Origin of the sequence: Clostridium kluyveri (genome assembly GCF_001902295.1) — a bacterium.
Lineage (GTDB): Bacteria > Bacillota > Clostridia > Clostridiales > Clostridiaceae > Clostridium_B > Clostridium_B kluyveri_B.
The window spans coordinates 2,565,625-2,588,379 of sequence record NZ_CP018335.1 but is presented as its reverse complement, the minus strand read 5'-3'; the positions used below and the strand labels follow the sequence as shown (position 1 = coordinate 2,588,379).

The window sequence follows — 22,755 nt, the reverse complement described above, 5'->3', positions numbered from 1 at the left end:
TTTTATTAATTTACTATGGACATACATTTATTTTTTAAGAAACTATAAAAAAATTTTATATGTTCCCTATATTCTATTGTGATTTTTTATACTATGATTAATTTCTAAAGATAGTATTTGATTTTTATTAAAGCATATATAGATGTACTTTGTTTTTTTATAATTTTTAATTATTGGACTTGCAGGAAACTGTTCATTTTATAAAAATATACTTCTGTTGTTTAATTTCATCCCATTAAGATATGTACCTAAAAAATTTTCTGGTATAATGAAATATGATTAAATATGATGGGAGTGAAAGTTTATATATGAATAAAAATTGGGAAAAGAACATAATGATTTTTTTGGCTAGCCAAACCATATCCCTTTTTGGAACATCCTTAGTTCAATATGCCATTATATGGTTTATTACATTAAAAACACAATCTGGAATTATGATGACCATATCAATTGTCAGCGGTTTTCTCCCTATATTTTTTCTTTCTCCTCTTGCAGGGGTGTGGGCTGATAGGTATGATAGAAAAATATTAATTATTTTATCTGATTCTTTTATTGCGATGTCAACGTTTATTCTGGCAATATTATTTCTTCTGGGATATGACAAAGTATGGTTGTTATTTGTTATATCTGCCATAAGAGCTCTTGGAACAGCCGTTCAAACTCCTGCAATAGGTGCATTTATTCCACAGCTTATACCTGAAAATAAACTTACTAAAATTAATGCTGTAAATGGAAGTATACAATCAATTGTTATGTTGATATCTCCTATGGTTAGTGGAGCACTTCTTACTATAACTAAAATAGAGATAATATTTTTTATAGATGTTGTCACTGCGGCTGCAGCAATTTTTATGCTGGTTTTATTCTTACATGTTCCTGCCCATAATAAAGCATTAAGAAAACAGACCAATAGTTATTTTGTAGATATGAAAAAGGGAATTACGTATATTAAAAATCATGAGTATATAAAGAAGTTCTTTTTATTTTGTATTGGATTTTTCTTTTTATCGGCTCCTGCCGCATTTTTAACTCCTCTGCAGGTATCACGAAGTTTTGGAAATGATGTATGGAGATTAACTTCAATTGAAATTGCTTTTTCCAGTGGTATGATATTGGGAGGGGTAGCTATGGCCTATTGGGGAGGATTTAAAAATAGAATTTATACAATGACATTGTCAAGTTTCCTCATAGGAGCATGTACTTTTTTTCTGGGAGTTACACCTAATTTTGTGTTGTATTTAATCTTTATGGGTCTAGTTGGAATAGCTATACCACTATTTAATACTCCTTCTATGGTATTATTGCAAGAAAAAGTACAGGAGGATTTTTTAGGTAGGGTATTTGGAGTGCTGACTATGATATCCAGTTCTATGATGCCTCTTGGAATGCTGATATTTGGACCAATATCAGATATGATTAAAATAGAATGGTTACTTATAGGTACGGGTATATTTATGTTTATTCAAAGTTTTTTCTTAATAAGCAGTAAGATATTAATAGAAAATGGAGAATCAAATTTAAAAACTGAATAATAATTAAAAATAATCAAAGTCTGTGAAATATTTTAAAAATGCACAGACTATTATTTTAGATACAATATCATATTAGGATTTAAACAAAAGTTTTATAAAATTCAGATGGAATTAAAATTACCGTAATGGTGCTCTAATTCTATTGGCATATTAAACACCTTTTCGAACAAGAAGGACTTTTTTTCAAATTTATTTATAATTTTAATGGCATTTTCTTCATTAATTGAAAGTTTCAAAATTTTATTTTTAAGTTCAATTTTTTCTAGGGATACTTTTAATTTATGGGTATGGTCTAATACATCGGCAATTCTCAATAAAGCAATTAATTGAAGTATTTTTAGTTCAACTTCATGGGAATAAACTTTTATACCCGAGTCAATTGAGTTACCATGTCCACTTGCAATAAAAGAAATTAGTATTTTTATGTCATCTGGTATTTTGCATAGTATTGGCTCCGTTAAAATAAGCTGCTTGGTATGTTTATGATGGGATTTTTTACTGATAAAATACCCTATATCATGTAAAAGAGCACTATAATACAATATATCCCTATGTTCTTTTGTAAAGGAATAATATTTATTTATATAATCGAATAACTTTAAGGCATAGTACGCTACTTTCTGTTGGTGCAGAGCAATATTATGTACATTATATTTGTTTAAAACCAATATTTGTTCTGATCTGCTTAAGTAGCTTTCAATAACTTTCATATTTTTCTCCTAATATAACCATAATTTTATTTTAAATTATATGAAATACCAGAGAAAAATATTCAATATTATTGTATTTCCACAGTTAATTTTCGATTGAAAATTTTTTCAAAATCAGAGGTTTCTTCTAATTGAAAAGGTACTTTTGATGAAACTGTAATATTTATAATTACTTCTTTTTCTAGTAGGGTGCATTGGATTTTATCAATATTTTTGTCTACCACTTTATGAAGATTTCTAGATACTCTTAAAAGAACTGAAAGCTTTTCAATTATTTCAATATCTTCTTCATTAATTATATTTCCATAATGATCGTTTTGTATTTTTAAGGTGCTCTTTCCCTGGGAAGCTGCCACATAAGAGGAAATAAGCTGTTCCCTATGAGATAGACCATTAATTCTACAATTTGATATTATATAAAAGGAATGTCTAAAACGACCGTAATAGCTTACATTAATTCCACAATTATACAATAAGGAAGCTGTTTTTAAAATCTTATGCAAATTTTCCGAAGAAGCGTTAATTAGAGATTTTACACCCTCATATAACTTTTGTATGATAGTCCATATCTGCATGGCATAAACTTTATCAACATGAAGATTTGAGATATAATTATTCAAAGAAAAATCCAATACATTGATTAGGGGAATTTTGTCTTTTAAAATATATTCATAGATCAGTCCTTCCCTTATACCATTTGAACTTATGCATAGTTCATCTGAATGAATAAATTTTTGCAGAGTTAATAAGGCAGCCATAGGACCTAGGGATATATCAGCCCTGTCTTTGGAAAGTCCTTTAATTTTCTTGCGTTCAGTACAATCTTTATATTTTATATTTTCATAAATTTCCTTTACTTCATTTGATTTTATTTTATAAGTGTGAAGATTATTTAAAGGATAATTATCTTTTTTTTGATTAATTCGAGCTATATTTCTAATACTGCCTCCTATACCAATCAATTGGATATTATTTAAGTTTTTTAACCAGGGAACATTATTATAATAGGAAAGTATAAATTCTATTAATTTACTTTCGGTGTATTTATCAATGGGATCTGAAAGAGAAAATTTTTCAGTAAGATTTATTGCACCTATGGGTAAACTAATAGATTCTTTTATATATCTTTCTTTTACCCAAATAAGTTCAGTACTACTTCCTCCTATATCAACTAAAAGGCCCTCAGAAAAATCTATACTATTTACTGTACCGAGGTAAGCATAATAGGCTTCTTCTTTACCTGATAATACACGTATATCCATATTAAGCTCATTTTTTACTCTATTTAAAAATTCTGTCTGATTGGATGCTTTACGTACAGCTTCTGTGGCAACCGGTATAATTTGGTCTACCTTTTTATATGTACAAAGATGTTTAAAGGAGCACAATGCAGATATTGCTTTATTCATTCTTGTAATGTTAAGTTCTCCTTTTGAATTCATGTCTTTTCCAAGACCTATGGTTTCCTTTGATTCTTCTATTATTTTGAAAGAACCATATTCATGAATTTGGGCTATTACTAAACGCATAGAATTGGATCCTATATCAATAATTCCTAGTCTAATCATTAATCTTATCTCCTTTTTCATATATAACTTAATAGGTTAATAAAGAGTATATCATATAAAGAATAATGATAAGATAACATTATTTCATTTACATGGGTTAAATTTTGTTAACACGAAGTAAATACTTATTTAACATTGTACATATACTATTAAAAGTAATAAGTCTATTTTTGTATAAAATTGTTATATATGAGGAGATTTTGCATGATGACAGAAAATTTAAATGAACCTATTGCAGTTATTGATGTAGGATCCAATTACTTAAGGATGAGTATTACACAAGTGGATGAAAAGATTAATATAAAAATTCTCGAAAGTGTTATAAAGCCTACGCAAAATGGAAGGGATACCTTTATATCGGGAAGAATTTCTATAAATACTATTCATGAAACTTGTGATACTTTAAAAGGTTTTGTAAATTTAATGAAAGATTATAATGTTAGACATTATAAGGCTGTTTCTACTAGTGGAATTAGAGAAGCAGAAAATAAACAATATGTGTTAGAGAAAATAAGGCTCAGGGTTGGAATTGATGTACAGGCCATTACTGCTGCGGAGGAGCGGTTCTTTATGCTTAAGGCCATTAGAAAATATTTTTTGAAATCAAACCTTAAAATTTTAAAAAATACTTTAATTGTAAATGTTACTTCTGGTGGACTGGAGATGTTAATATATAAGGAAAATCAACTTAAATTTGCTGAATATGAGAAATTAGGTGCACTGAGGCTTAAAGAAAATCTATGGGAATTAGAAAAAAAAACATTACATTTTTCAAAGGTTATGGAACAACACATTGAGAGTAAACTTTATTTATTAAAAGATGTTATATTGAAATATGAAACGGACTGTTTTATTGGACTGGGAGGAGAGCTGAAAACTGTCATTAAAATGGTAGAGGGTCTAAACAAATCAAATGATATAAGTATTAATAAAGGTTTTATTTTAAAGGAAAATTTCATGGAATTATACCATAAGATTAAAGACATGAGTGAGGACGAACTTATGTTTACCTATAATTTATCTAAAAAAGAAACAGAACTTTTAATGCCTTCCATTTCAATATTTTACTATTTTTTTAAAATTACCAATAGTGACAGGATATATGTCCCTAAAATATCATTATGGCAGGGGATATTGTATGATTTAGTAGATGAACTTATGGGTACCATAGGTAAAGAGGAATCTTTCCGGGATATTATAAGTTCAGTTTGGCATATTGGAAATAAATATGGAATAAATAAACCACATGCTGCTTTTGTAGAAAAAATATCTTTAAGTATATTTGATCAGACTTATAAATTGCATAAATTAGGCTATAAAGAACGAATGTATCTTCAGGTGGCATCTATTCTTCATGATGTAGGGAACATAATAAATAATACTTATCACCATATTCATTCTTATACTATTATAAAAAATCAAGATATTTTAGGATTTTCAAGTAAAGAAATAGATTTAATCGCCAATATAGCCAGATATCATTCTTATGAAATTCCTATGAGAGCTCATAATAGTTATCAAGTATTAGATGATAAGTCCAAGATAATTGTATCTACTCTGGCGGCAATTTTAAAATTAGCTGAGTGTCTGGATTCTTCTCACCTGCAAAAAATAAAAAAGTTAAAGCTTGCATTATCTGGGGAAACTTTATTTTTTAATTTGGAAAGTGAAGATGAAATAATTTTGGAAGAATGGAATTTTAAAAAGAATGTAGATTTCTTTGAGGAGGTTGTTGGAGTAAGACCTATTATATGATCAAGGAGGGATATATTAAAATGAGTAAATATAGTTCACCAAAGAATTTTATTAATAGAGAACTTAGCTGGCTTGAATTTAATCAGAGAGTGCTTGAAGAGGCAAAGGATAATAGTAATCCTCTTTTTGAAAGACTCAAATTCGCATCTATTGTAAGTTCCAATTTAGATGAGTTCTTTATGGTTCGGGTGGGTTCCTTGGCTACTCAAATTGAGGCAGGTTTTGATAAGCCAGACCCTTCTGGACTGACTCCGTTGGAACAAATGGAGAAGATTTTAATTAGGGCACACAAATTGGTCTATGATCAAATAAATTGTTATAATAGGTCTTTAAAAGTTCATTTAAAAAAAGAAAATATTGCTTTTTTAAAACCTAAAGAACTTAGTGAAAGGCAATTGACATATTTAAAGGAGTATTATTTAAAAAATATCTATCCTGTACTAACACCTATGGTAGTTGATCAAAGTAGACCTTTTCCACTTATATTAAATCATAGCTTAAATATTGCTTTACTTCTGCAAGATGATAAAAAAGGGCATGAAGGCATTTTTGCAACAATTCAAGTGCCTTCTGTACTTGAACGTTTTATTGAGGTTCCTTCTGATAATGAAAATATTACTGAAAAGATTTTTGTATTTTTAGAAGATATAATTAAGATGAATTTAAATGAACTTTTTAGTGGATATCCTATTTTAGATTGCAGTTGCTATCGAATAACAAGAAATGCCGATTTAACTCTAGATGAAGAAGGCGCAGAGGATTTACTTGAAACTATTGAAGAATCCTTAAAACAGCGTAAACGTGGAAGTACTGTTCGTCTTGAGGTGGAAAATGGTATTCATAGTTCACTGCTTAAAATTTTAGAAAAGGAATTGGAAATATCAAAAGACAGAGAATATGAAATCAATGGACCTATTGACTTAACATTTTTAATGAAATTAAGTAATATGAAAAATTATGAACATTTAAAATACCCTCCTATTAAACCATATGTTCCACACCAGTTTTCAAAAGGAGAGAGTATATTTTCTTCTATTTCAAAAGAAGATATTTTATTGCACCACCCTTATGAAAGTTTTGAGCCCGTAGTTGACCTTGTAAGGGAAGCTGCCAGAGATTCAAAAGTTCTTGCAATAAAACAAACCCTATATCGTGTAAGTGGAAATTCTCCAATTATTGATGCTCTAATAGAAGCAGCTGAAAATGGCAAACAAGTTACAGTGCTTGTGGAATTAAAAGCACGGTTTGATGAAAAAAATAATATTCATTGGGCAAAACATCTAGAAAAGGCTGGCTGTCATGTAATTTATGGACTTGTGGGGCTTAAAACTCACTGCAAGCTATTGCTTATTGTTCGAAAAGAAAATGATGGCATTAAAAGGTATGTTCATATGGCTACTGGAAATTATAATGACATAACTGCTAGAATATATACAGATCTGGGATTATTTACGGCAAATCCTTATTTTGGGGCTGATGCTTCTACAGTATTTAATATGTTGTCTGGGTACTCAAGTCCAACAAAATTATTTAAAATGATTTTAGCTCCTCTGCACTTAAGAGAAAGATGTTTATATTTAATTGATAGAGAAACAGAAAATGCTAAAGATGGGAAAAAAGCTAGAATTATAATTAAGATAAATTCTCTAGTTGATAAGGAAATTATAGAAGCATTGTATAGAGCATCTTGTGCAGGGGTAAATATAGACCTAATTGTTAGAGGAATATGCTGTTTAACCCCAGGAATTCCCGGTATAAGTGATAAAATTTCTGTGAGAAGTATAGTGGGGAGATTTCTAGAACACAGCCGTATTTATTACTTTTATAATGAAGGAGAAGAGTCTATTTATTTATCCAGTGCAGATTTAATGAGTAGAAATTTAGATAGAAGAGTAGAGTTATTATTTCCTGTTGAGGATATTTATGTAAAGAAAAAGGTAAAACAAATTTTGGAGGTTTCTCTAATTGATACAGTGAAAGCTAGAATTTTAGGCTCAAATGGTTATTATACAAGTATTGATAGAAGAGGAAAAGAGTTTATTAACAGCCAGAAAATTTTTTCCTGTGCTTCATTGAAAGATAATAAATATGATAATAAGTATCTTTCATCTAATGAAAAATGGATGGAAGAAGGATTTGTTCCAGTACTTTCTAATGAAAAATTTTCATAGTTGAACCCATTTAATCCATAAAAAAAACAGCAAACTTTAATATTAAATTAATTTTAAAGTTTGCTGTTTTTTTATTTATAGTGCCAAAATTGACTGTAAAAGGGTACTTTTATAGAACTTTTTAAAATAAATAAATCCAAGATAATACACTAAATAGTATTGTAAATATAAAAGTAAAATGATATAATGAGGACATTATCAACAATTTATATTAATTAATATTTAAGATTAATTAATATAAATTGTTTGTATTTTAGGAGGGGTAAATATGAAGAAGTTTAATAATTTAAAAATCAGGAGTAAATTGCTAGTAAGTTTTTTAAGTATAGTTTTATTTATCGTAATAATTGCTCTGATTAGTATGATTAATATGAGAAAAATAAATACAGGTTCTAATCAGCTTTATAGTAATAATTTAAGAACTCTTAGAAATCTTGATAAATTTGATGCTAATACGCTGCATTTGCGCCTTAGTGTAATAAATTTAGTAGAGAGTAGAGATAATAGTAAAGTTTCAGATACAATAACTTCTATGGATAATCTGAAAAGTGAAAACAATAGTATATTAAATGAATATAAGAAAGGAAATTTAACCGCTCAGGAAAAAAATATATTAGTTAGATTAGAAAGTGAATTAACTGATTGGAGAAATATTTGTAATGACATTGTAAAATTAATGACTGAGGGCAAATATGATGATGCCATGGCTTTAAATAAAGAAGCAGCCAGTTATAGGGACAAGTTAACAAAAAGTATTGAGCAATTGGTTGAGATTGTAGATAAAAAAGCTAAGGATAGTAATATGGAAAACACTTCTTTATATAATACCTCGCTGTACATAATAATTCTAATAGTTGCAGCAGCTTTAATTATATCCCTAGTTGTAAGCCTTAAAATTTCTTCTTCAATTTCATCACAAGTTTTTAAAATATTATCTTTTACAGAGCTAATCAGTAAAGGTGATTTAAGTGAAACTATAAATTCATCCAGCAAAGATGAAATAGGATTAATAGCTGAAAAATTGAATGATGCAAATGAGAGTATAAAGGGATTAGTAGGGGAAATATTACAGGGCACGGAAGATATGAGTGCTTCTAGTGAGGAACTTTCTGCTACCAGTGAGGAAATTTCTTCTATGATGGCATCTGTAAATGAAGCTTCAGATCATATAGCTAAAGGAGCGCAAAATTTAAGTAGTATTACAGTAAGTATTAGTCAATCGTCGGAGGAAATGGAAAGTAGTATATCTGAACTTTCAAATAAAGCAGAGGAATCTGCAAAATCTCTATTGGAAATAAAAAAGCGCGCTGTAAATATAAAAGAAACAGCTTCTAAGAATATAGAAGAAGGAGAAAGTATATATAATGACAAGAAAGATAATATTATAAAAGCAATTGAAGATGGAAAAGTGGTATCTGAAGTAAAAATCATGGCTGCTTCCATTTCCAGCATGGCAGAACAAACAAATCTTCTGGCGTTAAATGCAGCCATAGAAGCAGCACGTGCTGGTGAACATGGCAGGGGATTTGCTGTTGTTGCAGATGAAGTCAGGAAGCTTGCAGAACAATCTTCTAGTACTATAGATACTATTAATAAAATGGTTTTTTCAGTGGAAGCTGCTTTTAAAAATCTTTCCAGAAGTGGAGAAGAAATATTAGATTATATAGCCAATAATGTAAAATCCAGCTATGAATTTCTTATGGATACAGGAGTTCAGTATGAAAAAGATGCAGAATTCATAAGCAATATATCACAGGAAATTGATAGTGCTTCTAAACATATGAAACAATTGGTATCTAAAGTAAATGATGATATTCAAGGAGTTACTTCAACGGCGGAAGAATCTTCTTCTGAATCACAGGAAATATCGAGCAGTATAAATGAGGTAACTAAAGCAATTGAAGATATATCTGCCTCTTCTCAAAGTCAGGCAGAACTTGCAGAAAGACTTACCCACATAGTAAATAAGTTTAAAGTTAATTAATAATAATTTAGATAAAAATGAACTATACTAAATTGAAATGCACCTAAATGTTAGATATAAAACTAACACTTTCAGGTGCATTTTTAAGTATATAGAAAAAATTATAATTATATTTTAAATCTCTGCACTAAAGTATGTAATTCTTGTGCCATTTTTGACTGGGTTTGGGATGCTGCGGCAACTTTTTCTGCGGCTTTGGTTGTTTCATAAATACTGTCCTTTATATCATATGCATACTGAGAAGATTTTTCTTCATTGGATGCCATATTGTATATGGCTTTACTTATTTCTGATATAGTGGCGGATAACTCTTCTGACATAGAAGCTATTTCTTCTGACATATTATCTATAAATTTTGCATCAGTGTAATATTGTTCTCCCATATTTTGAAATAACTCAAATTGTGGATTTATTTTTTCATTAATAAAGGACAGTACTTCATGACTGCTTGTAGAAAGATTTTTAAAAGCTTCTCTCACTTTTTCAATAGTATCTTCAATAGCACCCACTGCCTGAGAGGATTCTTCTGCAAGTTTTCCCACTTCTTCTGCAACTACGGCAAAACTCTTTCCCTGTTCTCCGGCACGAGCAGCTTCGATGGATGCATTTAAGGCAAGAAGATTAGTCTGTTCTGCTATATCGGCAATAGTATTGGCCATGATATGTATGTTTTCAACTATTTTTCCATGTTCGATGGCTTGCATTATTGTATATTTCTTATCTTTATATATTGTATGTACATTTTCAACAGCAGTTTTTCCATTTTCTTTTATAGTGATAGCTGCTTTTTTTGCTGCATTTGCGTCGGCACTTCCTTCTAAAGCTTTTTGAGATAATTCATTTATATTTGAATTAATTTCTTCTATGGAAGCATTTATTTCTTCTGATGCAGCGGATGATTCTTGTATGCTGTCTGTTATAATTTTTATAGCACCAGACATATTTTCGGTTTTTGAGGAGAGTTCTTCTGCAGTAGAATATAGCTCTTCACTGGAACTACTCATTTCTTCAGAATCTTCTATGATTTTTTTGAGTAAAGCAGTTATATTTTCTTGTGCAGTGTTAAGTGCTTCAACAGTTTCACCAAATTCATCCTTATGGTTTGTATTTATTTTTGTAGAAAAATCAAGTTTAGCAAATCTTTTTGAAAATTCTTTAATTTGCAAAAGGGGGGTATTTATATATCTTGAAATTATAATTCCTAGGACTATGGAAATAATTAAAGTGAATATGACTAATATATTTGTGAATTTTAAAGTTGAATTATAATGTTTAATGCTGTTGTTGTAATCATTTTGTGTCAGTTTCATATTTAAATTTATACCTCTGTCAAGTACTGACAGTACTTCTTTTCTATATTTTGAGGCCGTTAAAAATTCTTCTTGAGCACCTGTATAATCTCCATCTCGTGCTAATTTGATACAATTTTCACGGGAATCGTTCCATGTTTGTATGTGCTGTTTAAGTTCATAAATTAGTTGTTTAGCTTCAGTATCTGTGATGAGGGAAGCATAACTTGAAATAAGTTCATCATTTTGTTTTGATATATTATTCATATTAGTTATTGCAGTTTCTAAATTTTTTCTATTCTCAGGATCTATAACAATTAGAATATCATCTTCTTTATCACTGGGCATATTTATTTTTAACTTGTAGAATAAATTTATTCCCTTTAAATTTACAGTGTATATGTTATTTAGGTCTTTGTTTATTAATTTCATTCTGGTAATGCAGGTAATGCCGATTATAGATCCCAACAATGCCACTACAATAAATGACAGTAACAGTTTTTTAAAAATACTCCAATTTGATAATATTTTCATAAAATTTTCACCTCAACTTATAATATTGCACTTTTTAAACATTTAGTTCGATTTTTATGTAATAATATTCTTTGTTTTAAATTTAAAGTAAATCGGTCAGCATTTTTAAGTAAAATAATGTGAAAATTAGAAAAATATTTTTTGGAGAAATGATTTTAATTAAAAATTTAGATAAAAATCAGATTTAAATGTATAATAATGTTATAATTAATTGTACAAAATGTTTATTTTGTTTAAAAATTTTTTTAAAATGTACATAAATGCAATAAATATAAAATGCAATATAAAAAAACACCCTTCCATAGAAATAATCGTGAATTTATTTGAAGAATCATTTGAACATTTCAAATTATTGTCTGGAAAGAGTGTTCTTTATTCAGTTTAAACAAAAATTTTTTGCGTTTTTCTATTATAGCCCCAGTCCTTTTTGGCAATATCCATATTTAAACCACTGGCAGGTACTACATATATTTTCAAAAATTTTATGATTTATTTTTTCATGAATAGTATCTAAAATATATTTATAAGTATAAATTTCATTTAAATTTAAATCTAACAAATTTAATATCTTTTTATCAATGGATTTAATTTTAATCTCATATCGGCATAATTTTTCTTCTGTGTTGTTCGGGCAGCAGGAACAAATTTCATCTACACCAGATATAACTTTTATTCTAGTAAAAGTATCTTTTTTTAGCTGGCAAATTATTTTATCCATATTTTCAGTAAAATTCTTGCTATAGCCATATCCCTTATATCCCTGAATGCATAATAGATGATGGGCTCTAAGCGTTAACATTTTATGAGATGGGTTTTTATAAGAGCCATCCTTACTTTGCCTCCTAATAAATAGGCTAATGTAATTTTTATAACATCTAAAGGTATAAAGGGAAGAACACCTATTACTAAGGCTTTTTTAATTGTGATATTTGTTATAAATGACAGTTGGACTATTCCCATTCCATAACAAATCAGCAGGGATGCAATTAGTACCGCAGTTGATTGTATATGGGATAAGTTTTTATCAGATATTTTTCCTACAATAAAAGCTACAATAGGATAAGATATGAGATACCCTCCTGAGGGGCCAAATACCACATTTAATCCCCCTTGAAAATTTACAAAAATAGGAATTCCTATTGCGCCTAAAAGTATATATATAATCTGAGATAGTGTTCCAAGTCTACTACCTAATATTATTGCAGATATGTACACTGCCATTACTTGGAAAGTAATTGGCACGGGACTAAAGGGAAGAGGGATGGAAATTTGAGCTAAAATAGCTGTCAAAGCTGTAAAAATAGCTGTTATGGTAATATCTCTTATTTTTAAGTTCATCTTTTTACTCCTTTCAAGTATCGTTAACTGAATTATAAAAAATAGTGACAATATAATTATAATAACCGGACAGTGAATTGTCAACGGATAATATATATTGGTTTACAATCTGAACTCAAGAATCACTTGATAAATAATATGAAATAGAGACTGCTGACAAGGCATAATCAGTAGTATATAATAGAAATAAAGGTTTCCCCAAATCATAAGATATATAAAGGGATGTATGTAGTGACAATTTTAAAGGTAAATATTGCAGAGGGGAGAGTATGCTTTTATGAATGCATTATTAGAACGAATTAAATACGCTAATGGTAAATTTCCAGAGGAACAGATACGACAGATAATAAGTAGAAAAGAAGAGTTTATTCCTGAATTAATTGAAATACTAAGATCTGCTAAAGATAACTATAATAAGATTTTGGGAAAACCTAATTATTTTTTACATATATATGCGGCATATTTATTGGCACAGTTTAATGAAGAACAGAGTTTTTCCTTAATCATAGATTTAATTAGTTTACCGGATGAAATTGTATTTAAGATATTTGGTGATGTTGTCACAGAAGATTTACATAGAATTTTGGCATCTGTTTGCAAAGGAAATATCTATCCAGTAAAAGAATTATTGGAAAATGAAAATATTAATGAGTATATAAGAGTTGCTGCCATTAAGACATTTCCTGTATTATGGGTGGAAGGTGTTATATCCAAGGATGAAATAATTAAATATTATAGAAGTTTATTTAAAGAAAAATTAAAAAGAGAACGTTCTGTTGTTTGGGGCAGTCTGGTAAGTAATTGTTGTGAAATATGTCCAGATGAATTATATGAGGAAATTAAGGAAGCGTATAAGGATAACTTAATAGAAAATTTCTACATATCTTTAGAAGAAGTAGAAGAGAATTTTTATATTGAAGATGATGAAAGAATTTTAAATTTAAAGAGGAGAGGATATGAATTTATAAGAGATACCATTAAGGATTTGGAATATTGGCCATGTTTCCAGCAGAATATTAAATCTGAACCACAAAATGTAACCCATATTCAAAGAAAAATTGCAGATAAAAAGAAGAAAAAAAGAAAGCAGGTAAAAGCTTCTAGAAAAAATCAGAGAAGGAAATAAATATTTAACTAATGGGCATATTCCTAAAAGAAGGTATATGTCCTTATTTTCTATATATTTGGAGGGGTTATTTTATGAGAAGAGAATATATAAATTATCCAAAAGATGTACCTGTTTTAATTTCCTGTGCCAATATAATTGGATATCCCATACACTGGCACAATTCTATCGAAATACTTTATGTACTTAAGGGCAAATTTTATGTAACCATAGATTCAGATAAATATGAACTGGTGGAAAAAGATATAGAAATAATAAATATAGATGAAGCCCATAGTATTTACAGCAGTCACAAAGACAATAAGATGCTCATATTTCACATAGATCCCAATTTTTTTGAAAAATATTATACGGATATTGAAAATATGTTTTTTTACACCAATATTACTGATGATAATGCACAGGAAGGGGAGGAATATGACGAACTTAGAATATTTCTTTCCAGGATAGTCTGTGAAGTTATACAGAAACAGGATAATTATGACGAAGTAGTTAAAGATATATTAGTAAAAATTCTCTATCATCTTATAAATAATTTTCATTATCTTACAAATGAAATGGAAGACTTAAGAGAAAATGAAGAATTACTTGAAAGGTACCATAGAATTACTAAATATATATACAATAACTATAATGATAATATAACACTTCAAGATATAGCTAAAAAAGAATTCTTAAGTACTCATTATCTGTCCCATGGAATTAAGGATACTACAGGATACAGTTTTACAGATTTACTTAATTTAACTAGAGTTGATGAAGCCTTAAAAATTCTTTTAGATACTGATAAAAATATATCTGAAATATCAGAGGAAGTGGGATTTTCACATACAAGGTATTTTAATAAACATTTTAAAATTCGATTTAAATGTACACCCTCCCAATACAGAAAAAAATTCAAAGTAGATGAAGAAACTTTTAAGAAACAAAAAAAGATAGTTTTTCAGGAGCTTTCAAATGGCCTTCAGTTTATAACCTATTATCTTGAAGATTATGACAGATTTAATTATGAAGAAAAAATAACAAAAATATATTTAAATATGTCACAGAATAAGGGCAGTTTTTGTAAAGATTTTAAAGAAACAATCAATGTAGGAGATGCCTTTGACCTTTTAATTGAAGATAATAAACGTATGCTTGAAACACTTCAAGATGAAATAGGATTTGAATATGCAAGAGTTCTAAATGTATTTAGTGAGGACATGGGCATATTTAAAGGCTCTAATTTCTACAACTGGAATAGAGCAGTGGATGTTTTTGAATTTTTAGGTGATATAGGAATAGGGACAATTGTGGTATTTGATAATACAGCTTTTGCACAGGAAGAATTTAAAAGAGTATTGAAATCTTTTTTAGATTATTTCAATGAACTTGATACCATAGATATCACTTCTTTTAAATTTCAATTTGTATCTGAGATGGATGGGAATTATGTAGGGGAAATAACTGAATTTTTGCTTCAAAACTATGAATTTGAAGTTTTAAAAAGTAGATTTTTTCATGGAAATAGAGTGAATTTTATCTATGATACAGCGTACATGCTTCCTTTCACCATTAATGGTATGGTAAATAAAAAAAATAATATGGATATTTTAAGAGCTTTTGATGTTTTGGATAAACAAGTAAATATTACAAATGAAGTGTTCTTTGGATATCCAGGGCTAATTAATGATAAAGGTATAAAGAAACCTTCATATTATGCATATTTTTTAATGAATAAGATGGGAGACACTTTAGTTGCGAGAGATAAAGGATTTATAGCCACCAGAAGTTATAGAGAATATCAGATTCTGCTCTATAGTTATCATGAAGACATAGAAGATATTAATTTTTCTGAAAATTTTTCTAAGTTTAGAGGCAGTAAGGATATTACTGAAAAGAAATTTTCATTAAATGTTGTGGGTATACCTTCTGCTGTGCGAATAATAACTTATGATATAAATGAAAAAGTGGGTTCTTCCTATAATTACTGGGCGGATATGGGCAAGCCAAAGAGGTTGAGCAAAGAAGAAAAGGAAATACTTTATAAGTCCTCTTTCCCTCAAATACGTTTTAAGAGTATAAAAAAAAGTACGGTATTTAACATACAAGCTAAAATTCAAGGGTATGGTGCAGCTCTTATAATAATAAAAGAGGTATAAATAAATAAAAAACATGGCTTTTTCTGCTTTTGCCATAAAAAATATATTTTATTCATATAGCATATTAGTACTTTTATAGCAGCATTTTAGTTGATGAAATCCACCGGGTTAAAATATTATAATTTAACCTAGAAGTCTGAACTAGTTCGGATTTCGGGAATTGAGGTGGTTTTATGGGAGCAGATGATAAAAGCTTTTTAAATGATAAAGTAAACAAATTACTTTTTAGATTTGCTGTTCCTGCAATTTTTTCTCTACTTGTAGGTGAGTTTTATAATATAATTGCCATAGTGTTTGCAGGAAGGTATATAGGTACAAATGCCATAGGTGCACTTACAGTAGAATTTCCCATACAGAGATTTTTTATTGCCCTTGGCCTTTTAATAGCAGTTGGAACGTCAACTTATGCAGCCAGGATAATAGGGAAAAAGGATATATCTGAATTGAAAAAAATAATAGTGAATTCTTTTATATTAACCTTAACTTTTTTAATTTTAATTTCCCTAATGGTATTTGTTTTTAGAAGTCCTATCCTTTATGCACTTGGTGCCAGCCATAATACTTATCCACTGGCAAATAAATATGTATCAATAGTACTGATTGGAAGTGTTTTTCAAGCACTGTCTGCCGTAATTTGTTATATGATGATATCATTTAATCAAACTAGAATTATGTTATATACCAATTTAATAGGGGTTTCATTTAATATTTTAATTAGTTATATATTTATTGCAAATATGGGAATGGGAATAGAGGGAAGTGCTATCGCTGCAGTAGTGGCACAGATTGTTTCTTGTATGTTTGCATTCTTTAAATTTATTAATTTAAGTAAAGCACTTCATATTCAATTTTCAAACAAATCTGTTCTAGAATATTTAAACATAGATATTTTAAATCAAATAATTGTCTGTGGGTTTTCCACTTTTATAGTTGAGATTTCAGATGCAGTGGTGGCCGGGGTGTTAAATAATGTACTTTATAGTACTGGTGGGGATTCTGCCATAATTATTGTGGGAGTAATTGAAAAAACATCCATGTTTATCTATAGTGCAATTATAGGTATAAGTTCTGGAATGCAGCCCATAGTAGGATATAATTTTGGAGCTGAAAAATACGAGAGAGTTAAAGAAGTTTTAAAAAGTTCTATTAAGATTGTTATTGTGCTCTCTATAGTGTTCTGGGCAATTTTTCTGCTTTTTTCCTATGAAATAATAGGATTCTTCCTAAAGGATAAAGCATTGCTTTACCAAACTATCAATGCTTTTAGAATAAGTATCTCAATGATCCCTCTCCTTGGAATATATTATGTTACCATGTATTATTATCAGGCAATAGGAGAGTCCAAAAAAAGCTTTTTGCTATCTATATATAGGGAAATTATAATATTTATACCTCTTGCCCTATTTCTTGTAAAAATTTTTGGCATGAAAGGTGCTATTATTGCATATCCAATAACTGATGGAGTGGTGATATTGACTTCAATTTATTTTATGAAAAAGGCACTTGAAGAAGAATTCGGAATAGAGAGCACCAGTATTGGAATGAATTAAAATTATATTATCTTTTATTTAAATTTAAACTATCACACACTTTTCAACAATTTATTAAATTACTGAAAAGTGTGTGATCTGTATTTGGTATAGAATTAGTTAAAATTTAAATCTTTTAAGACTTAGTGAGTTTAATAAAACAGATATGGAGCTAAACGACATGGCTGCAGCACCTATTACAGGATTTAAATGTCCTGTTACTGCGATTGGTATGGCAATTATGTTATAGATAAAAGCCCAAAATAAATTCTGTCTTATTTTTCTCATAGTTATCCTTGAAAGTTCTGTTGCCTCCGGTAAGGCTCTTAAATCTTCTTTTAAAAGTACTATGTCACCACTTTCAATAGCAGCATCAGTCCCTGATCCCAGGGCAAATCCTATATCTGCTGTAGCAAGAGCAGGGGAATCGTTTATACCATCTCCCACCATGGCTACCACTTTTCCTTTATTTTTTAATTTGGAAATTTCCTGAGCTTTGTTTTGCGGCTGTACATCGGCTATTACATTTTTTATACCAAGCTTATTTGCAACTGATAGAGCTGTATTTTTATTATCTCCTGTAATCATATAAACTTCTATATTCTTTTTGTTAAGAGATTTAATTGCATCCGCTGAAGTATCTTTTATTTTATCTTGCATGGCAATAACTCCAGCTAAAATATTGTTAACTGCTATCAGCACAGATGTTTTTCCCTGTTTTTGAAGTTCACTTAAGTTATCTTCAAGTTCCAATAAATCCACCGAATTTTCTGTTAAAAAGGTTTCCTTTCCTATGAGAACCTTTTTGTTATCTACAAGTGCAGTTATACCCCTGCCTGGAAAATACTTAAAATAATCCAGAGTACTTAGCTCATCTTCATAAGTGTATTTTCCATATTTGTATATAGCTTCCCCAAGAGGATGTTCAGAAGGTTTTTCAGCTGCTGCAGCTAAAATCATCAAATCTTTTTCTTTGATGATATTTAAAGATGAAATTTGTTTTTTATTAAATAAAATAATATCGGTAATATGAAGTTTTCCTGTGGTTAAAGTTCCCGTTTTGTCAAATACCACAGTACTGATTTTACAGCATTGTTCTAATTTTTCACCATTCTTAATTAATATTCCATTCTCTGCTCCTTTTCCCATTCCTACCATTAATGCAGCAGGAGTAGCAAGACCCAGTGCACATGGACAGGATACTACTAAAACTGAAACAGCATGAATTATAGCAATGTCCATAATAAATATCTGCTGATCGAAAATCACAAAATACCATATAATAAATGTAAGGGCTGATATAGCGAGTACGGCAGGTATGAATAATCCTGATACCTTATCTGCAATTTTTTGAATGGGAGCCTTGCTTTCTTGGGCTTCTTCGACTAACTTTATTATGTTTGAGAATACAGTATCATCACCAATTTTAGTAGCCTTAAAAGTAAAAGTACCATTTTTGTTTATGGAAGCACCTGTTACCAAATCATCTTTTTTCTTTTCAGCAGGTATGCTTTCTCCTGTAAGCATTGATTCGTCAACAGAAGAGTAACCTGTAAGTACAATGCCGTCTACAGGTATTTTTTCACCCGGTTTTACCATTAGAATGTCACCTATGGATACTTTTTCAATGGGAACTGCATGTTCAACATTGTTTTTTAGTATTCTGGCTGTTTTGGGCTGGAGCTTGTTCAGGGCTTTTATGGAAGCAGCTGTTTTACTTTTGGCAATGGATTCCAGATATCTTCCAAGAAGTACAAGGGTAATTATAGTAACAGAGGATTCAAAATATAAATTTACCATTCCTAAAGTGTATGTTATAGTTTGAAAAAGTGCAATGTATAAGCTGTAAAAATATGCAGCGGTAGTTCCTATGACAACCAATAGGTCCATGGTAAAGGCTTTAGCCTTTAATGCATAAAAGGAACTCTTGTAAAATCTAAAACCTATTATGAATTGGACTATAGTGGCCAGTGTAAGCTGAAATTTCCAGTTGTGGAGCTGTGAGGACTTAAATCTTAAAGTTTCAATAGTATTTCCCCACTTGTTAGCTGAATTAAGGTCAAAGTTACTGTGACAGAAACCTGTAGTACCAAGTATCATGCCTATTATTAATGGAGTACTTAAAATAGCGGATATTATAAATAAATTTCTAAGCTTGTTTCTCTCAATTTCCTGTCTTGTAAGGCCTCTATCTGTATTTTTTTCATTTTCCTCTCCCACAGAGAAGCCCAATAATTCTATTTTTTGTTTTATGTCCTCTAAGCTTGTTTTATCACTATCATACTGAAACTTTGCCTTTTCAGCAGCATAGCTTACATTTATTTTATCTATGCCTTTAATTTCAGAAACAGCACATTCTATTGTAGTGGAACATAGTGTGCAAGTCATGCCGTAAACTTTTAATGAAGCATTTTTAATCATTCTACCACATCCTTATAATTTAAGATAAAATTAAAGACCAATAATCCACAGCAATAGATTATTGGTCTCCAGATTTCTGGTCAACGAAATACAATTTCTTGTATTCTAGCATGATGGGAATTTGGTGTCAATGATTTGTAGTTAAAAAAGTATTTAGATCAATTAACTGAATATTAATATTTAATTAATAAAATATTGATAATTTCTACATGTAATCTACATATTTTATTCATTGACAATAGACAAAAATTATATTAACATATTCAATAACAATTATATGATTTTGTAGCTAACTAGAAAGCTAGAGGCTGAAACTTTCTTTAAGTATAATAAAGAAGGTTTTGGCTTTTTTCATTTTAAATTTAAGGGGGAATAAAATTATGAAAAGCAAAAAATTAGTGTCTTTAGTACTTTTGGCAGGTTTGGCAGCTTCAGTTTTAGGAAATTCTATAAATTCAACAGTTAAAGCAGAGGAAAATAGGGTAACCAGAATAGGTGGACAGGATAGATATGACACTGCTGCTAAAGGTGCCTTGTCAAATTGGAGCAATACAGATAATGTGGTATTGGTGTCAGGTGAAGGGTATGCAGATGCAATAAGTGCTTCTGTACTGGCTAAAAAGTTAGATGCACCTATTCTTTTGACAGATTCAAAAAGTTTGAATCCTTACACGCAATCCGCATTTTCTACATTGAAACCAAAGAATATATATATTATAGGAGGAGATGCAGTAATTTCTAAGGAAATTAGGGAGCTATTAAAGAAATCCTATAATATTATTGAATTAAAAGGAGATAACAGATATGCTACAAATGCAGCTGTAGCTCATGAACTTGTGAAACAGGGAGAGGATGCTTCTGATGTCATATTAGTTGGAGGAGAAGGATTCTCAGATGCACTGACTGTGGCTTCCATTGCAGCTTCACAGGGTAAAATATTATTGATTGGCACCAATGATCTAAATAGTATAAAGCCAGTTACGGATTTTATAAACTCTCATAAATCCAATTCCACTGTAGTTGGTACAACCTCTGTTATAAATGACAGTACATATAAGGCTGTCAATGGAGTTAACAGGATAGATGGAGGAAATAATAGATTTGATACAAATCTCAAAGTACTTGATTCATTTAAAAGTGATATAAAATTTGATAAAGTTTATGTGGCAAGTGCCAGTGGAAATGGCTATGCAGATGCCCTTACAGCATCCGCTTTAGCAGGAAGAGATAATTCTCCTCTTGTGTTAGTAGATGAAGAAAATTCTACAGCTACATTAAATGCCTTAAATTATCTAAAGACCAATTTAACTTCCTCATCAAAAGTGGAAATTTTAGGAGGAACGGGAGTAGTTCCAGAAGCTGTTGAAAATAAAATAAATACATTAAATGGTTCAGAAGAACAAATACAGACATTTACAGGATATATTACTACAGAGGATGATTTTGCAGCTGGCCTTAAGGAGGATAGTGCACATATGATACACATGAAAATGATGGCGTTATCCGGCCTTGGAATAACTTTTCAAGAAAATGGTGAGTGGGTCTTTTATTATTTTGACGGGAATATATCTACAGATAATAAGGACGGAGAAGGGGGTACATGGATATTTAACGGTACAGGTTCACAGTTAGATGCATGGAATATAGTTGAAGAACAGATTAAAAGGAATGATGGTTCGGATAAGATGAATCCCGTACTTGTTACTGTAAAGGGAATATTAAAGGGAAATACTCAGACAAATCCTGGACCTGATGCAGATGGCAAAAATTTTCCGGTAATAACTGTAGAATCCATAAGCGCAGATAATATAAACTGAATGATCTGAATCTAAGAAGAGAGGTGGAAACTACTATAACTTTATAGTAGGAATATTAATGAAAATAAAAAAAATAATTATTATAGGAGTATCTGTAATTATTTGCATATCTGTATTGACAATTATATGGAATATAAAGAACAAATCATTGAAGTCATCTGATATTGTTAATACTACCACTAATTCAAATAATAGTAATAAACCTAAAGATACTGTATCAAAAAATGGAGAAAGTTCAAATCAAGTTGAAACTAAATCTTCAGATAGGGTAGAGGATAAAACTCAACCTGAAGATCCAACAAATTCCGGTACATCAGCATCAATATCAAAATCCGCAGCAATATTGAAAGCTGAATTGGAATCACAATCTAAGTCAGGATCGGAAAATGCTTCTAATCCACAGGTGCAGACATTTACAGGATACATTACTACAGAAGATGATTTTGCAGCAGGGCTTAAAGAAGATACTGCAGCTATGATATATATGAGACTAATGGCATTATCCGGCCTTGGAATAACTTTTCAAGAAAATGGTGAATGGGTTTTTTATTATTTTGATGGAAATATCTCCACGGATAATAAGGATGGAGAAGGAGGTACGTGGGCATTTAACGGTACAGGGTCACAGTTAGATGCATGGAATATAGTTAAGCACCAAGTTGAACTTAATAATGGATCAGATAAAACGAAGCCGGTACCTGCCACTGTGACTGGAGTATTAGATGGAAGTATGCAGACTAATCCCGGACCTGATGCAGATGGTAAAAGGTTTCCTGTAATAACAGTACAATCTATAACTAAAAATTAATATGTTGAATGGAGCTTGACTATTTAAAATTT

General features: G+C 29.9%; 15 protein-coding genes. 9 read left to right on the top strand and 6 right to left on the bottom strand.

The window, feature by feature from the left end; genetic code table 11:
- Positions 1-308 precede the first annotated feature (308 nt).
- Entirely contained in the window at positions 309-1,532 is a 1,224-nt protein-coding gene (locus tag BS101_RS12495) for an MFS transporter (RefSeq protein WP_198039475.1), read from the top strand.
- Positions 1,533-1,633: 101 nt separating this feature from the next.
- Here BS101_RS12495 and BS101_RS12490 read toward each other — a convergent pair whose 3' ends face one another.
- Both BS101_RS12490 and ppx read right to left on the bottom strand, forming a co-directional pair.
- Positions 1,634-2,242, bottom strand: a complete 609-nt coding sequence (locus tag BS101_RS12490; protein ID WP_073539124.1) for an HD domain-containing protein — start codon at positions 2,240-2,242, stop codon at positions 1,634-1,636.
- A gap of 68 nt (positions 2,243-2,310) precedes the next feature.
- Positions 2,311-3,810: an exopolyphosphatase gene (gene ppx / locus BS101_RS12485; RefSeq protein ID WP_073539123.1), complete on the bottom strand. Its 1,500-nt coding sequence runs from the start codon at positions 3,808-3,810 to the stop codon at positions 2,311-2,313.
- Between the two features lie 204 nt (positions 3,811-4,014).
- Between ppx and BS101_RS12480 the strand changes: the two genes are divergently transcribed.
- The 3 genes from BS101_RS12480 to BS101_RS12470 all read left to right on the top strand — a co-directional run bounded on the left by BS101_RS12480 (position 4,015) and on the right by BS101_RS12470 (position 9,720).
- Positions 4,015-5,565, top strand: coding sequence for an HD domain-containing protein (locus BS101_RS12480; RefSeq protein WP_073539122.1), 1,551 nt, complete (start codon positions 4,015-4,017; stop codon positions 5,563-5,565).
- Positions 5,566-5,585: 20 nt separating this feature from the next.
- On the top strand, positions 5,586-7,736 hold the full coding sequence (locus BS101_RS12475; protein ID WP_073541308.1) for an RNA degradosome polyphosphate kinase: 2,151 nt from the start codon (positions 5,586-5,588) through the stop codon (positions 7,734-7,736).
- Between the two features lie 268 nt (positions 7,737-8,004).
- Positions 8,005-9,720, top strand: a complete 1,716-nt coding sequence (locus BS101_RS12470) for a methyl-accepting chemotaxis protein (RefSeq protein ID WP_073539121.1) — start codon at positions 8,005-8,007, stop codon at positions 9,718-9,720.
- 107 nt (positions 9,721-9,827) lie between these two features.
- Here BS101_RS12470 and BS101_RS12465 read toward each other — a convergent pair whose 3' ends face one another.
- From BS101_RS12465 to BS101_RS12455, 3 genes are all read right to left on the bottom strand, one after another.
- Positions 9,828-11,543, bottom strand: coding sequence for a methyl-accepting chemotaxis protein (locus BS101_RS12465; protein WP_073539120.1), 1,716 nt, complete (start codon positions 11,541-11,543; stop codon positions 9,828-9,830).
- Positions 11,544-11,952: 409 nt separating this feature from the next.
- Complete coding sequence (locus BS101_RS12460) at positions 11,953-12,342, bottom strand: DUF1284 domain-containing protein (protein WP_073539119.1); 390 nt, start codon at positions 12,340-12,342, stop codon at positions 11,953-11,955.
- The gene (locus BS101_RS12455; RefSeq protein ID WP_073539118.1) at positions 12,336-12,881 is read right to left on the bottom strand and encodes a biotin transporter BioY; all 546 of its coding nucleotides are present in this window, start codon (positions 12,879-12,881) and stop codon (positions 12,336-12,338) included. The genes BS101_RS12460 and BS101_RS12455 overlap by 7 nt, the downstream gene beginning before the upstream one ends.
- 277 nt (positions 12,882-13,158) lie before the next feature.
- Between BS101_RS12455 and BS101_RS12450 the strand changes: the two genes are divergently transcribed.
- From BS101_RS12450 to BS101_RS23850, 3 genes are all read left to right on the top strand, one after another.
- Complete coding sequence (locus tag BS101_RS12450; RefSeq protein ID WP_073539117.1) at positions 13,159-14,007, top strand: DUF1186 domain-containing protein; 849 nt, start codon at positions 13,159-13,161, stop codon at positions 14,005-14,007.
- 74 nt (positions 14,008-14,081) lie between these two features.
- Complete coding sequence (locus tag BS101_RS12445; RefSeq protein WP_073539116.1) at positions 14,082-16,148, top strand: helix-turn-helix domain-containing protein; 2,067 nt, start codon at positions 14,082-14,084, stop codon at positions 16,146-16,148.
- Between the two features lie 173 nt (positions 16,149-16,321).
- Positions 16,322-17,698, top strand: coding sequence for an MATE family efflux transporter (locus BS101_RS23850; protein WP_073539115.1), 1,377 nt, complete (start codon positions 16,322-16,324; stop codon positions 17,696-17,698).
- 99 nt (positions 17,699-17,797) lie between these two features.
- Here BS101_RS23850 and BS101_RS12435 read toward each other — a convergent pair whose 3' ends face one another.
- Positions 17,798-20,098: a heavy metal translocating P-type ATPase gene (locus tag BS101_RS12435; protein ID WP_073539114.1), complete on the bottom strand. Its 2,301-nt coding sequence runs from the start codon at positions 20,096-20,098 to the stop codon at positions 17,798-17,800.
- A gap of 380 nt (positions 20,099-20,478) precedes the next feature.
- Here BS101_RS12435 and BS101_RS12430 point away from each other — a divergent pair, with 380 nt between their 5' ends.
- Positions 20,479-21,915 carry a cell wall-binding repeat-containing protein gene (locus tag BS101_RS12430; RefSeq protein ID WP_073539113.1) on the top strand — a complete coding sequence of 479 codons (1,437 nt, stop codon included), beginning with the start codon at positions 20,479-20,481 and terminating at the stop codon, positions 21,913-21,915.
- Between the two features lie 58 nt (positions 21,916-21,973).
- On the top strand, positions 21,974-22,723 hold the full coding sequence (locus tag BS101_RS12425) for a hypothetical protein (protein WP_073539112.1): 750 nt from the start codon (positions 21,974-21,976) through the stop codon (positions 22,721-22,723).
- Positions 22,724-22,755 lie beyond the last annotated feature (32 nt).